Annotated in this window: 12 protein-coding genes; all 12 read left to right on the top strand. The window is 57.7% G+C overall.

Annotated elements, in window-relative coordinates; translation table 11 throughout:
* Positions 1-501 precede the first annotated feature (501 nt).
* The 12 genes from cyoA (at position 502) to C4J91_RS22635 (ending at position 13,298) form a co-directional block, all read left to right on the top strand.
* Complete coding sequence (gene cyoA / locus C4J91_RS22690) at positions 502-1,443, top strand: ubiquinol oxidase subunit II (RefSeq protein WP_124359764.1); 942 nt, start codon at positions 502-504, stop codon at positions 1,441-1,443.
* Between the two features lie 3 nt (positions 1,444-1,446).
* Entirely contained in the window at positions 1,447-3,465 is a 2,019-nt protein-coding gene (cyoB, locus tag C4J91_RS22685; protein WP_124364342.1) for a cytochrome o ubiquinol oxidase subunit I, read from the top strand.
* 3 nt (positions 3,466-3,468) lie between these two features.
* Positions 3,469-4,095 (top strand): cytochrome o ubiquinol oxidase subunit III, encoded by a 627-nt coding sequence (locus C4J91_RS22680; RefSeq protein ID WP_057723999.1) that lies wholly within the window; start codon positions 3,469-3,471, stop codon positions 4,093-4,095.
* Positions 4,095-4,430: a cytochrome o ubiquinol oxidase subunit IV gene (gene cyoD, locus C4J91_RS22675; protein WP_003194051.1), complete on the top strand. Its 336-nt coding sequence runs from the start codon at positions 4,095-4,097 to the stop codon at positions 4,428-4,430. The genes C4J91_RS22680 and cyoD overlap by 1 nt, the downstream gene beginning before the upstream one ends.
* Positions 4,431-4,441: 11 nt before the next feature.
* Positions 4,442-5,329, top strand: a complete 888-nt coding sequence (gene cyoE / locus C4J91_RS22670) for a heme o synthase (protein ID WP_124364341.1) — start codon at positions 4,442-4,444, stop codon at positions 5,327-5,329.
* Positions 5,330-5,430: 101 nt separating this feature from the next.
* Positions 5,431-6,129 carry a 7-cyano-7-deazaguanine synthase QueC gene (queC, locus tag C4J91_RS22665; RefSeq protein ID WP_124364340.1) on the top strand — a complete coding sequence of 233 codons (699 nt, stop codon included), beginning with the start codon at positions 5,431-5,433 and terminating at the stop codon, positions 6,127-6,129.
* A 414-nt stretch (positions 6,130-6,543) separates the two neighbouring features.
* Positions 6,544-7,629: a pyridoxal phosphate-dependent aminotransferase gene (locus C4J91_RS22660; protein ID WP_124364339.1), complete on the top strand. Its 1,086-nt coding sequence runs from the start codon at positions 6,544-6,546 to the stop codon at positions 7,627-7,629.
* A gap of 197 nt (positions 7,630-7,826) precedes the next feature.
* Entirely contained in the window at positions 7,827-8,540 is a 714-nt protein-coding gene (locus C4J91_RS22655; RefSeq protein WP_124364338.1) for a helix-turn-helix transcriptional regulator, read from the top strand.
* Positions 8,541-8,791: 251 nt separating this feature from the next.
* Positions 8,792-9,856: a fatty acid desaturase family protein gene (locus C4J91_RS22650; RefSeq protein WP_124364337.1), complete on the top strand. Its 1,065-nt coding sequence runs from the start codon at positions 8,792-8,794 to the stop codon at positions 9,854-9,856.
* 4 nt (positions 9,857-9,860) lie between these two features.
* Complete coding sequence (locus C4J91_RS22645; RefSeq protein ID WP_124364336.1) at positions 9,861-10,832, top strand: proline dehydrogenase family protein; 972 nt, start codon at positions 9,861-9,863, stop codon at positions 10,830-10,832.
* A 13-nt stretch (positions 10,833-10,845) separates the two neighbouring features.
* The gene (locus C4J91_RS22640; protein ID WP_124364335.1) at positions 10,846-12,096 is read left to right on the top strand and encodes an ATP-grasp domain-containing protein; all 1,251 of its coding nucleotides are present in this window, start codon (positions 10,846-10,848) and stop codon (positions 12,094-12,096) included.
* Positions 12,096-13,298 carry an MFS transporter gene (locus C4J91_RS22635; protein WP_124364334.1) on the top strand — a complete coding sequence of 401 codons (1,203 nt, stop codon included), beginning with the start codon at positions 12,096-12,098 and terminating at the stop codon, positions 13,296-13,298. The genes C4J91_RS22640 and C4J91_RS22635 overlap by 1 nt, the downstream gene beginning before the upstream one ends.
* The last annotated feature ends 1 nt before the right edge of the window (position 13,299 follow it).

Here is a 13,299-nt window from a genome sequence, read left to right as displayed (position 1 = left end):
CGTTTGCCATGCCCTTACACAGCGTAAGGGGAGTGGCAATCTGCCCAATAACAGCGCAATTTTTGTGGTTTTTGTTGAGAATTGAACGCGATAACATCGCGAACCCTTGCAGGAATGGTGAAGTATTATTGCTGTAATCGATAAAAATTATTTCTTTATCAGACATGGTTTATACATCGCTAGCTAACTACAATCGCCCGCACTGAATGTCCGGTGCTGTTCAATATTTGAGCATTGGAGCGGTCGAGGAGCAGATGGAAGGCTCTGTGCGATCCCAGGTTCCGGCAGCCTTTCAACTTTCCGCACCAAATGGAATTGGTCTGTAACAAGGCCTTTAGCCACGAAATCGAATAAGAACTCACCGCAGGTCCGTGCGACGTACAGCTATGACGTAACGGGCAGGCTCTTATTCAATCGAAGAGAAATGCCAACCCTTGGCAGGGTGAAGTGTTGGCGATCAAAACCCAACTGCATTGCGCAAGCTGCTTTAGAGGTCGTGAGATGAGTAAAAACAGGTACCCCCGATTACTAGGCTTTTTGCCGCTGCTTGGCATGATGTTAATGCTGGGAGGCTGCAAGTGGACCTTGCTCGACCCAAAAGGACAGGTCGGTCTGGATGAACGAAACCTGATCATCACCGCCACCCTGCTGATGCTGCTGGTCGTGATCCCTGTGATCATCATGACCTTCGCCTTCGCCTGGAAATACCGCGCGTCCAACACCAGCGCTACCTACGCGCCGAAGTGGTCGCACTCCACCAAGATCGAAATCGCGGTGTGGCTGGTCCCGATCCTCATCATCATTGCCCTGGGTTATGTGACCTACAAGTCCACCCATGCACTGGACCCGTACCGTCCGCTGGAATCCGACGTCAAGCCGATCAACATCGAAGTGGTCGCGCTGGACTGGAAGTGGCTGTTCATCTACCCGGACCTGGGTATCGCCACTGTGAACCAGATCCGGTTCCCGGAGCACACTCCGCTTAACTTCAAGATCACCTCCGACGCCGTGATGAACTCGTTTTTCATCCCAGCCCTGGGCGGCCAGATCTACGCGATGGCAGGCATGCAGACCAAGCTGCACCTGATCGCCAACCAGAAAGCTGAAATGGAAGGCATCTCCGCCAACTACAGCGGCGCTGGCTTCACCGGCATGAAATTCAAAGCGATCTCGACGAGCCAGGAAGAATTTGACGCCTGGGTAGCCGAAGTCAAGGCCGCACCTAAACAGCTTGATCAAGCTGAATACGACGCCCTGACCAAACCAAGCCAGAACAACCCTGTCGCCCTGTACTCCGCGTTTGAGCCGAACCTGTTTCAGAAAATCGTCGACAAGTACGAAGGTATGAAGCCAGGCAAGCCGGTCAAGCACGAGAAGAAAGAAGTGGCCGTGGTTGAAGGTTCTGACACAGGCGCGCATTCAACTGCTGGGGCAGAGGAGTAAACGATGTTTGGTAAATTAAGTTGGGACGCGGTCCCATTCCACGAGCCGATTGTGATGATTACCATCGCCATGATCGCGCTGGGTGGTCTGGCACTGTTTGCGGGTATCACGTACTTCAAGAAGTGGACCTACCTGTGGACCGAGTGGCTGACCTCGGTTGACCACAAGAAAATCGGCGTCATGTACGTCATCGTTGCCATGGTCATGCTGCTGCGTGGTTTTGCCGACGCCATCATGATGCGTACCCAGTTGGCCATGGCCACCGAGGGTTCGCCTGGCTACCTGCCACCTGAACACTATGACCAGATCTTCACCGCCCACGGTGTGATCATGATCATCTTCATGGCGATGCCATTCTTCACCGGCTTGATGAACCTGGCCTTGCCGCTGCAGATCGGTGCGCGTGACGTTGCCTACCCGTTCCTGAACTCCCTGAGCTTCTGGCTGCTGGTATCCGGCGTTGTGCTGATCAACGTGTCCCTGGGCGTCGGCGAATTCGCCAAGACCGGTTGGGTTGCGTATCCGCCATTGTCGGGCCTGCAATACAGTCCGGGCGTGGGTGTGGACTACTACATCTGGGCGCTACAGTTATCAGGACTCGGGACGACATTGACGGGGGTCAACTTTCTGGCCACCGTGCTGAAAATGCGCGCCCCTGGCATGAAACTGATGGACATGCCGATCTTCACCTGGACCTGCACCTGGGCAAACGTGCTGATCGTGGCTTCGTTCCCGATCCTGGCCGCTACCATGGCGCTGCTGTCGCTTGACCGTTACCTGGATTTCCACATTTTCACCAATGAACTTGGTGGCAATCCAATGATGTACGTGAACCTGTTCTGGGCATGGGGGCACCCTGAGGTGTACATCCTGATCCTGCCAGCGTTCGGTATCTTCTCCGAAGTGATCTCGACCTTTACCGGCAAGCGCCTGTTCGGTCACCACTCGATGGTTTATGCATCGGGCGCGATTTCGGTACTGGGCTTCATGGTGTGGCTGCACCACTTCTTCACCATGGGTTCGGGGGCCAGCGTCAACGCCTTCTTCGGCCTGGCGACGATGCTGATTTCCATCCCGACGGGGGTGAAGCTATTCAACTGGCTGTTCACCATCTACCACGGTCGTCTGCGCATGACCAGCCAGGTCCTGTGGACCCTGGGCTTCATGGTCACCTTCGCCATCGGCGGCATGACCGGCGTACTGCTGGCCATCCCGGGTGCTGACTTCGTGCTGCACAACAGCCTGTTCGTGATCGCTCACTTCCACAACGTGATCATCGGTGGTGCGGTATTCGGCTACATCGCTGGTTTCAGCTTCTACTTCCCGAAAGCGTTCGGCTTCAAGCTGCACGAAGGTTGGGGCAAGGCTGCATTCTGGTTCTGGATCTCGGGCTTCTTCGTCGCGTTCATGCCGCTCTATGCACTGGGCTTCATGGGCATGACCCGTCGTCTGAACGCTACCACCAACCCTGAGTGGGTGCCGTACCTGTACGTCGCCATGTTCGGTGCGGTGATGATCGCTGTGGGCATCGCCTGCCAGCTGATCCAGCTGTATGTCAGCGTGCGTGATCGCAAGCAGAACCTGTGCGAATCGGGCGACCCATGGAATGGCCACACCCTGGAATGGTCGACCTCGTCGCCACCGCCGTTCTACAACTTCGCCGTGATTCCTACCGCGAACACCATCGATGCGTTCACCGAAGCCAAGGAAGACGGTACTGCGTACCAGCAACCCAAGCACTACGAGCCGATCCACATGCCAAACAACACCGCCACTGGCGTGGTGATGGGTGCGCTGTTGACCGTGTTCGGTTTCGCGATGATCTGGCACATCTGGTGGCTGGCAATCGCGAGCCTGGTGGGCACTATCGGTTACTTCATCATTCACGCTGCCCGTGATGATCAAGGCTACATGGTGCCGGTCGAAACGATCGAACGCATCGAAGCCGAGCAGCACGCTCGCCTGGTAGCCGAGAAGAAGATCCCGGCCAACCGTGTAGAAACCTCGTTGGAACAGGCTTAAACCATGTCGAACTTAGTGACCAATGCTGGACACGCCCATGTCGATGACCATGGGCACGATGACCATCACCACGACTCGGGGCCAATAACCGTCTTCGGTTTCTGGCTCTACCTGATGACCGACTGCATCTTGTTTGCGTCGATCTTCGCGGTGTACGCGGTACTGGTAAACAACGTAGCGGGTGGCCCGTCGGGCCACGACATCTTCGAACTGCCTTACGTGCTCGGCGAAACCGCCTTGCTGTTGTTCAGTTCGATCACCTACGGCTTCGCCATGTTGGCCTTCTACAAGGGCAACAAGAAAGGCGTGCTGAGCTGGTTGGCGCTGACCTTCCTGTTCGGCCTGGGCTTCATCGGCATGGAGATCAACGAGTTCCACCTGCTGATCTCCGAAGGCTACGGCCCGCACCGTTCCGGTTTCCTGTCGGCGTTCTTCACGCTGGTCGGTACCCACGGTCTGCACGTATCCGCCGGCCTGCTGTGGATGGCGGTGATGATGTATCAGGTCAATAAACACGGCCTGACCAACACCAACAAGACCCGCCTGAGCTGCCTGAGCCTGTTCTGGCACTTCCTGGACGTGGTCTGGATCTGCGTATTCACCGTCGTTTACTTGATGGGGACTCTGTAATGGCTAATGCACACTCCCATGACAGCCACGATTCAAGCCACGGCAGCGTAAAGTCTTACGCCATCGGCTTTATCCTGTCGGTCATCCTGACCCTGATCCCGTTCGGCCTGGTGATGTACCCAACCCTGCCGAAGTCGATCACCTTGATGATCGTGTTGGCGTTCGCGGTGATTCAGGTCCTGGTTCACCTAGTGTACTTCCTGCACCTGGATCGTTCCAAAGAGCAGCGCGAGAACGTGATTGCGTTCGTGTTCGCAGGCCTGGTGATCGTTCTGCTGGTTGGTCTGTCGCTGTGGATCATGTTCAGCATCCACACCTACATGATGGCGAAGTGAGGTAAAACCCGATGTCGCTTAAGCACTTTATCCAAATCACCAAACCGGGGATCATTTTCGGTAACGTGCTTTCTGTGGCGGGCGGTTTCTTCCTGGCCTCCAAGGGACATGTCGATCTGGCCATCTTCCTGGCTGCAATGATCGGCACGTCCCTGGTGGTAGCTTCCGGATGCGTGTTCAACAACTGCATCGACCGTGACATCGACGTCAAGATGGAGCGCACCAAGAATCGCGTGCTGGTCCAGGGCCTTATCTCCCTGAAGCTGGCACTGATTTTCGCGACCGTCCTGGGTGTTGCGGGCGTGGTGTTGTTGTACAAGGTGGCCAACCCGCTGGCGGCGCTGTTTGCCGTGATCGGTTTTGTCATCTACGTCGGCCTCTACAGCCTCTACCTCAAGCGCAAGTCGGTACACGGCACGCTCGTGGGCAGTCTGTCGGGGGCGATGCCGCCGGTGATTGGTTATGTGGCTGTAACCAATAGCTTCGACATGGCCGCGCTGGTGCTGCTGGTGATGTTCAGCCTGTGGCAGATGCCGCATTCCTACGCCATCGCGATTTTCCGCTTCAATGACTACCTGGCTGCGTCGATTCCGGTTCTGCCGGTCAAGCGTGGCATCCAGGTGGCCAAGAAACACATTCTGCTCTACATCCTGGCCTTCCTCGTGGCGACCCTGATGTTGACCTTCAGTGGCTACGCCGGCATGAGCTACCTCGCCGTCGCCGCGGCCATGGGCATGTACTGGTTGTACATGGCCTGGACCGGCTACAAGGCGGTGGATGACACCGTCTGGGCGCGCAAGCTGTTCGTGTTCTCGATCTTCACCATCACCGCGCTCAGCGTGATGATGTCCCTGGATTTCCAAGTGCCGAAAGAGCTGTTGCTGACGTACGCGCCCTGAGTGGTCTGGCAGTGAAAAGCCCCGCCTTCGAAAGAGCGCGGGGTTTTTTATTGAGTGGCCTTTAAACTATTCCCCATTCTTCGAAGGCAGGAAGCAAAGCAATGATTAAAAAAGCCGTGATGGTGTTCAGTGGCGGGCAGGATTCGACCACCTGCCTGATCCAGGCGCTGAAGCTGTATGACGAAGTGCACTGCATCACCTTCGATTATGGTCAGCGCCATGTGGCGGAAATCGAAGTGGCCCAGAAGTTGGCCAAGCAATTGGGCGCCACCGTGCACAAAGTGATGGACGTGTCGCTGCTCAATGAACTGGCGATCAGCAGCCTCACCCGTGACAACATTCCGGTGCCGACCGTGAACAGCTCAGGCGAAAGCCTGCCGAGCACCTTCGTGCCGGGCCGCAATATCCTGTTCCTGACCCTGGCCGCGATCTACGCCTATCAAGTGAAGGCTGAGACCGTCATCACCGGCGTATGCGAAACCGACTTCTCGGGATATCCGGATTGCCGTGACGAGTTCGTCAAGGCACTGAACCAGGCCCTCAAGCTGGGCATGGAATACGACGTGCGTCTCGACACCCCGTTGATGTGGCTGAACAAGGCCGAGACCTGGGCCCTGGCCGATTACCACGGGCAACTGGAGCTGGTGCGCGAGCAGACACTGACCTGCTACAACGGCGTCATTGGCACCGGCTGTGGCGAGTGTGATGCGTGCAACCTGCGCGCCCGGGGCCTGAATGAATATCTGCAAAACAAGGCGGATGTGATGCAGAGCCTGAAGCACAAGTTACAGTTGAAGTAATTCGATCCAGGGCCAGGTGAGGTCTACCTGATAGAGGACGATCAAAATGTGGGAGGGGGCAAGCCCCGATGAGGCAGTGTCAGTGAATGCCTGTGTAACTGACACACCGCCATCGGGAGCAAGTCGAATCGTCGCACCGCCCCTCCCACATAAGTTTCGCGGTAGGGCCCTGAACCTGTGGCGGCTCAGGAGTCGAAGCCTCGCTAACTGACACCCCGCGTTCCAAATGTGGGAGGGGGCTTGCTCCCGATGGCGGCCTGACAGCCGACCAGGATGCTGAATCAGAGCGAGTACATATCCGTTGCTGCGGTAACGGCGGCTAACCCGGTGGTGCTAAATCGGGCGACATTTTCCTCGTCATACTCTTTGTATGACCCGTACGAATCCCCCGTCCGCCTACAAGGAGTAGTCACCATGGTCAGCGTCAGTCGTCGATCCCTTCTCGCCCTGGGCGCGGCCTTGCCTGTGCTCGGGCATCTCGATTGGGCAGTCGCAAGCCCTGCGCCGGCGGCCTCTGACGATGTATTGCTCAACTACAACGAAAGCCCTTATGGGCCGTCGAAAGCGGCGCTTGAGGCGATGCAGCGTGGTATTGCGGCAGCCGGGCGTTATCCCTACCCGCACATGTACGCGCTGGCTGCGCTGTTTGCCCAACAGCAAGGCATCAGCGAAGACAACGTGGCGGTGTTTGCCGGCTCCATGGCCGCGTTGCGCTATGCCGTGTTGGCATTCACCCACCCAACCCGTGGCCTGGTGATGGCCGCGCCGTCCTATGAAGTTCCGCGCCAGGCGGCCGAATCAAACAAGGCGCCGGTACACGAAGTCAGCCTCGATGCCCAGCATGCCCATGATGTACCGGCGATGCTCGCGGCTGATCCCCAGGCCGGCATGCTGTACCTGTGCAACCCCAATAACCCGACCGGCACCCTGACGCCGACCGAGGCTATCCGCCAGGCGCTGGAGAACAAACCCAAAGGCAGCGTGCTGGTGGTGGACGAAGCCTATATCGACTTCTGCGACGCCCCCAGTTGCGTGAGTTGGATCAAGGACCATGACGATCTGCTGGTACTGCGCACCTTCTCGAAAATTTACGGCATGGCCGGTGCGCGCCTCGGTTTGGCGATCGGCCATCCCTCGCTGCTGGAGCGCCTCGCGGTGTTTGGCGGCGACAATGTCCCGGGCGGTGCCAGCCTGCTGGGTGCCCATGCCAGCCTGGAAGACGTCAAGCTACTGGGCCAGCGCAAGGCGCTCAATGCCGATGTGCGTGAGGAGACCATCGCTTGGCTGAAGGGCCGGGGCTATAGCTGCACGGCTTCCCAGAGCAATTGCTTCATGATCGACGTGAAGCAGCCGGCAGAGCAGGTGGTTGCCCGCCTGGCTGCACAGAATGTGCTGGTAGGACGCGTCTGGAAGGATTGGCCGCAGTGGGTGCGGGTGACGGTAGGCAATAAGCAGCAAATGCAGCGGTTTCGCGAGGTGTTTGCGACACAGATAGCCTGACCAGACACTGCTGCGCCTGCTCGCGGTCGGCTCAGCGCTGGAAGCACTGGACAAGGTTGGTAGGCATGTTTCATTCTTTCCCTGATATAGAGGAATTTTCCTACGGTGTAGGTCGATTTTGATCGGAAGCTTACGGATTGAAGCACTCCGGTCAGGTCGCTAACCTCACCCGTTGTCACTCATCAGGGACGATAGTCATGCGAAGCGATGGTCAAGCCAATAACAATACGCTCATGCAGCCCGCCGATGTGCGCCAATTGCTCGATGTTGAGCTGAGCCGACGCGGCCTCGGGCATTTCGAGGTCTATCAGTGTGGGCCGACGCTGGATGAAGCGGAAATCATCACTAACTACCCCGACGCGCTGGACCGTGGTGACGCTGCAGATGACTTTTACCAACGCGGTCAATTGCTGTCCTTATCCAAACGCCGCATAAAACCGTTTTTCTGGAGCGATGAAAACATCCTTGCGCCCGCTGCAGACGCGGTCCCGGTGCCAGGGCCCTGTGCCCCCGTCGGCGAGGGCGCCAGTTTTATCGTGCATGGTAACCGGGGCTTCTATTCCATCCTCAACCTCTGCAGCTTTGGCGAACATCAACAGTTTCGCGAGCGAGTGCTGGCCAACAAAAGTGAACTGCAGATGCTGCTGGTCTCGGTTTACGACGAGGCGTTGGAAAGCACCACCGTGCTCCCGCCGGTTGTACCGGAAACCGTGCTGACACCTCGGGAAACGCAGGTGTTGTCCTGGACCAGTCAGGGCAAGACCTATAACGAAATAGCGCTTCTGGTCTCAATGAGCCCGCGTACGGTCAAGTTCCATATGAAGAATATCTTCAGCAAGCTGAATGTGCCCAACGGCAAGTCCGCCATTCGCAAAGCCTTGCAGCTGGGCTATATCCGCGAACAGGCCTGATTCGCCGGTACTTCTTTTTCCATTGCCACGCCCGCCGATGATTTATTACCGGCGGGCGTGCGCGTGCGCGTGTGATTTGGCGCTACCTGTCTAAAAGGGCAGCTTGTTCACTTTCAAGCGGTGCTTTAGTTTTTTTGCAGCCAATGAGTTTAGCTCAGGCAAAAAAAAACAAGAGCCGCAACATCCCAAAAAATCATCGTCGCTCTAGGCGATAGGCGTGTTGCAGCGTGCCGCTTAATTATGGAGTGATTATGCTGGTCGATAAAAACAAAGAGCCAGGTGGCCAAAACGCTGCGGGTATTTCCCGTGAAACCTTCGGGATGCTCAAGCACCTGTGCAAGAAAGATAACTACCATTGGGCCATCGCACTGGGTAAGGATTATTCAATCATCGCCTTTGCCATTTATCTGTCCGTGGGCGTCAGCTATTGGTTTTATCCCGTTTCGCTGTTTCTCATCGGCACCACTCAACGTGCCCTGGCGAACGTGTTGCACGAGTCAAGTCACAAACTGTTGGCGAAAAACCGGGCGATCAACTGGTTTGCCGGTACCTTTCTCTCGGGGTACCTGATCTTCCATCTTTACCAGTCCTACAGCACCTCGCACGTCAAAAACCACCATGTGCACCTGGGGCACCCGGAAAAAGACCCGGACTACAATTTCCATCTCAAGTGCGGCCTGTACGACCTCCAGCAAAGCGAGCGCGAGTTCTTCCTGAAGAACGTGGTGATGGCGTTATCGGGTTACCGCACCCTTCAATACATCAAGTACATCGTCAAGGACCGGCTCCAGGGCCAGGACGCACGCATCCGCAAGGAACGCGTGCTGATGTGGGCCTACTGGGCAGTGATTTTTGCAGTGGTTGCCTGGTTTGGCCTTGCGGTTGAACTGGTGCTGTTCTGGTTCGTGCCGCTGTTCACGGCCGCCGTGGCTGTGGGCTGGATCATCGAGCTGGCCGAGCACTATCCGTTGCCCGCCGTTGAAAGCGAAAAGCTGCTGCTGACCCGTAACCGTAAAGGCAACGCGCTGGAAAACTTCTTTTTCGGCCGCCACGACGATAACTACCACCTTGTGCACCACCTGCACCCGTCGATTCCCCACTGGAACATGCGCAAGGCCCATAAACTGCTGATGTCGCACCCCGAGTACGCACGCTGGGACAACCTGTGGGCGGGGATTTTTACCCGTGACCGACATAGCCGCCACAAGGAAACCCTGCTCAGTTACGCGGCCAAATTCCGCGCCCACAAGATCGCCAACCACACCGACGATTCGAGTTTCGCACGTCGCATGCTCAACCAGTCCTACGGGGTTTAATGCCATGAACACGACAGATAACAGCCTGCTGGCAACCCTGGCCCTGAAGAAACTGGCGGCGAACAAGACCTACCGTGACTTGTTCCTGGAGAGCGAGACGCTGCGTGATTTCCTGCGACCTGCGGCGCTTCGCTACATCATTTCCGAAGATCGCCTGGAGATGCTCGACAAGCTTGGGGCCCTGTTGGCCAAAGGCTATCGCACCGGTGTCGAGTTCGTCGGCGAGGAAGCGACGACGCTGGCCGAGGTGACCACGGCAACCGATGAATACCTGCAGCTGATCGACTTGATCGCCCAGCATCCCAAGCTCGGTGAACCTCCTCAGTTGGGGTTCGATTTGTCGAACGTCGGTACCATCATTTCCCGCGAGCTGGCAGTCGAGAACTGCTCGAAGATCCTGGCCCATGCAGCCGATAAGGATGTCGGCGTGATCATCAGCATGGAGCGCTCCCAATGGACGGATTCGATCCTCGAGATCTTCCTGCACCTGAGCGGGCGTTTTCCCAACGTGGGCATCACCCTTCAGGCGCAGTTGAACCGAACCCCGGATGACCTGGGAGCGGTGCTGGAAACCGGCTGCAAAGTGCGCCTGGTCAAAGGCGTCTATGCTGAGCCTGCCGCCATTGCTTTGCCCCGTGGCGAGGCGCTCAACGAGCGTTACCTGGGGCTGCTGGACCGGATCAATGGTGGCCGCGGGCAGTTTGCTTTCGCCACCCAGGACCCGCTGCTGATTGAAGAAATCCTCACCAGCCACATCGCTGACCGAGGTGAGCTGGAGATGCTCCACGGCGTGCGCCCTGAGCTGATCAAGGCGGTAAAAGACCAGGGCCAGGTCAAGGCCCGGGTGTCGGCGGTTTACGGCACCAACTGGTACTTGCACCTGTTGCACCGTGTGGCTGAGTTCCCGCAGAACATTTTCCTGGCGCTGGATGACGTGGCTTCGCCACGGGCCTCTGAAACCGCCACTCATTACTGAAAAGGACATTCTTATGAAGCAGTACGTCGCATTGGTGGATGTCTACTCGAGCGGTAATTTCCTGCCGCAGTATTTCCGGGATGCCGGTTTCAGCCTGATCCATGTACAGAGTACTCCCGAGCTGATGCCAAGCATGCTCGGGCCGAACCTGTCTGAGTTCGAGCACAACCTGGCACTCAACGACAACGCCGAGGATATAGTGCGACGCTTGCGTGAGTTCAACGTAGTCGCCGTCATTGCCGGCCAGGAGCCGGGCGTGCCATTCGCCGATTACTTGAGTGAACAGTTGCAACTGTCCACCTCCAACGGCAGTGCAGGCTCACGCGCTCGCCGCGACAAGTTTGAAATGATCAACAAAGTCGCCGCCGCAGGCCTGTTGACCGCACGCCAGATCAAATCCTCGGACCCCGCCGAGCTGTTGGCCTGGGTCGAGGCCGGTCAGGTGTTTCCCTGCGTGATCAAACCGCTGAGTTCGGCATCTACCGACGGGGTTTCGATCTGCCACAACCTCGAGGACGTCAAGCGCGCCTGTGAAGAGGTGGTGTCCAACCCGGATATCTTCGGCCTGCCCAACACGGAAATTCTCTGCCAGTCCTACCTCAAGGGCCCGGAGTACATCGTCGATACCGTCAGCCGGGATGGGCAGACTTACGTGTGCGGGATCTGGCGCTATGTGAAGCGTGAAATCAGCGGCGGCAAGAACATCTACGACCGTGACGTGCTGATTGCCCCGGACAGCGCCGAGGCCAACGTGCTGGTGGACTACATCGTGAAGGCGCTCAAGGCGCTGGGTATCGATAACGGCCCGGCTCATTCGGAAGTGATCCTCACCGAAGCCGGCCCCGCGCTGGTGGAAGTCGGTGCTCGCCTGAACGGCAACATGGAACCAAGGTTCCATGACATCAGCCTGGGCGGCAACCAGGCGCAGCTCACCTACCTGGCGTACTGCGACGGTGAGGCGTTCAAGGCCAACTACGCCGGCAAGCGCTACCACAAGCTCAAGGAGGCCTGTGTCATCAACACCGACACCACGCTGCAAGGCGAGGTCACCGGCTTCAATGAATCGGCCATTCACCGGATCGAGGCGTTGCCTTCGGTGCATAAGCTAAGCGTCAAATACAAGGCCGGCAAGCTGATGAAAAAGACCGTGGACCTGCTCAGCAGCCCGCTGCGGGTGTTTCTGGTATCGGATAGCCAGGGCACTATCGACCAGGATTACGAGCAGATCCGCCAGTACAAAGACAACGTCTATGTGATTCGCTGATGATAGGCACTTATCGCGCGTTGCGCGGGCTCAACGCTCGCTTGCAGTTGCTGTTCCTGATCACCCTGGTGTTCCGCATGGGCACCATGGCGTTCCCTTTCTATGCGGCGTACCTGATTCATCAGCACGCCGTGTCGGCGGCAACCGCAGGGTTGCTGGTGGGCGTTTATGGCGCGGGCGCACTGTTTGTGGACTTGATCATCGGCGGGGTGATCAAGCGGTTTTCCGCCAATCGGGTGATCCTCGGCTCGTTGCTGCTTAACGCGCTGCTGCTGCTGATCATTCCGTCGGTGGATAACACGGCGCTGCTGTTTGTGCTGTCGTTTCTGTGGGGGGCCTGCTACGAGGCATTCACGCCGGCGACGTTCTCCGAAACGGTCACCCACAGCAGCAGCGAATCGCGCAAAGTGGCGTTCTCTTGCAACCGTTTGGCGATCAACATCGGCATGGCGATCGGGCCGCTGTTGGGCAGCCTGATTTTCTTGAGTAACGCCGACGCGGTGTTCTACCTCAACGCGGCGTTGTCCCTGGTGGCCTTCGTTGCCTGCCTGCGGTTCGGGCGAGCGGTGCCGGTGGTGCAAGGGGCTGCCGTCGTCAGCAAGGGCAACGGCTTGCCGGAGAGCGCAGTGCACGAGCGCTCGCGCTTGCTGGTGATTTTGCTGGCGGCATTGCCGGTGCACGTGGCCTATGCGCTGCCGCCGACGTTTCTGTCGGCCTACATCATCAATTACACCGAGTTGCCGGCGTACTACGTCGGGATCATCTTTTTCATCAACGCACTGCTGGTGATTCTGTTCGAAGTGCCGATCAACCAACGTATGTCGCACCTGTCGAGCAGCCGCTCGCTGGTGGCCGGGTTTCTGGTAGCCGGCGTGGGGTTTTTCCTGATGGGCTTCAGCCAGGTCGGCGCGTTGTTGCTGGTGGCTACGGTGCTCTGGAGCCTGGGCGAGATGATCATCTTTCCCGGCATCACCCATTACGTCAGCAGTATCTCCAGCCGTCACACCGTGGACCGCAACCTCGGCTATTACTCGGCGGGGGTGAACATTGGCGTAATGATCACGCCTTCGCTGGCGTTCATGCTGGTGTCACAGCCCTCGCTGCCTTCGCCGTGGCTGCTGGCGGGCACGATATTGCTGCTGTTCGCGGTGGCGGTAGGCGTGATGAAAGGCTCGGCTGTCTTGTGGAACAAGGAAGCATGAA

Source organism: Pseudomonas sp. R3-52-08, assembly GCF_003851745.1.
GTDB lineage: Bacteria > Pseudomonadota > Gammaproteobacteria > Pseudomonadales > Pseudomonadaceae > Aquipseudomonas.
The sequence above is the reverse complement of the archived record's forward strand: the minus strand, read 5'-3'. Positions and strand labels throughout refer to the sequence as shown.

What these genes read in the sequence shown, in the direction of transcription:
- cyoA (WP_124359764.1), top strand. Translation starts at nt 502, where the DNA reads ATGAGTAAAAACAGGTACCCCCGATTACTAGGCTTTTTGCCGCTGCTT.
- cyoB (WP_124364342.1), top strand. Translation starts at nt 1,447, where the DNA reads ATGTTTGGTAAATTAAGTTGGGACGCGGTCCCATTCCACGAGCCGATT.
- C4J91_RS22680 (WP_057723999.1), top strand. Translation starts at nt 3,469, where the DNA reads ATGTCGAACTTAGTGACCAATGCTGGACACGCCCATGTCGATGACCAT.
- cyoD (WP_003194051.1), top strand. Translation starts at nt 4,095, where the DNA reads ATGGCTAATGCACACTCCCATGACAGCCACGATTCAAGCCACGGCAGC.
- cyoE (WP_124364341.1), top strand. Translation starts at nt 4,442, where the DNA reads ATGTCGCTTAAGCACTTTATCCAAATCACCAAACCGGGGATCATTTTC.
- queC (WP_124364340.1), top strand. Translation starts at nt 5,431, where the DNA reads ATGATTAAAAAAGCCGTGATGGTGTTCAGTGGCGGGCAGGATTCGACC.
- C4J91_RS22660 (WP_124364339.1), top strand. Translation starts at nt 6,544, where the DNA reads ATGGTCAGCGTCAGTCGTCGATCCCTTCTCGCCCTGGGCGCGGCCTTG.
- C4J91_RS22655 (WP_124364338.1), top strand. Translation starts at nt 7,827, where the DNA reads ATGCGAAGCGATGGTCAAGCCAATAACAATACGCTCATGCAGCCCGCC.
- C4J91_RS22650 (WP_124364337.1), top strand. Translation starts at nt 8,792, where the DNA reads ATGCTGGTCGATAAAAACAAAGAGCCAGGTGGCCAAAACGCTGCGGGT.
- C4J91_RS22645 (WP_124364336.1), top strand. Translation starts at nt 9,861, where the DNA reads ATGAACACGACAGATAACAGCCTGCTGGCAACCCTGGCCCTGAAGAAA.
- C4J91_RS22640 (WP_124364335.1), top strand. Translation starts at nt 10,846, where the DNA reads ATGAAGCAGTACGTCGCATTGGTGGATGTCTACTCGAGCGGTAATTTC.
- C4J91_RS22635 (WP_124364334.1), top strand. Translation starts at nt 12,096, where the DNA reads ATGATAGGCACTTATCGCGCGTTGCGCGGGCTCAACGCTCGCTTGCAG.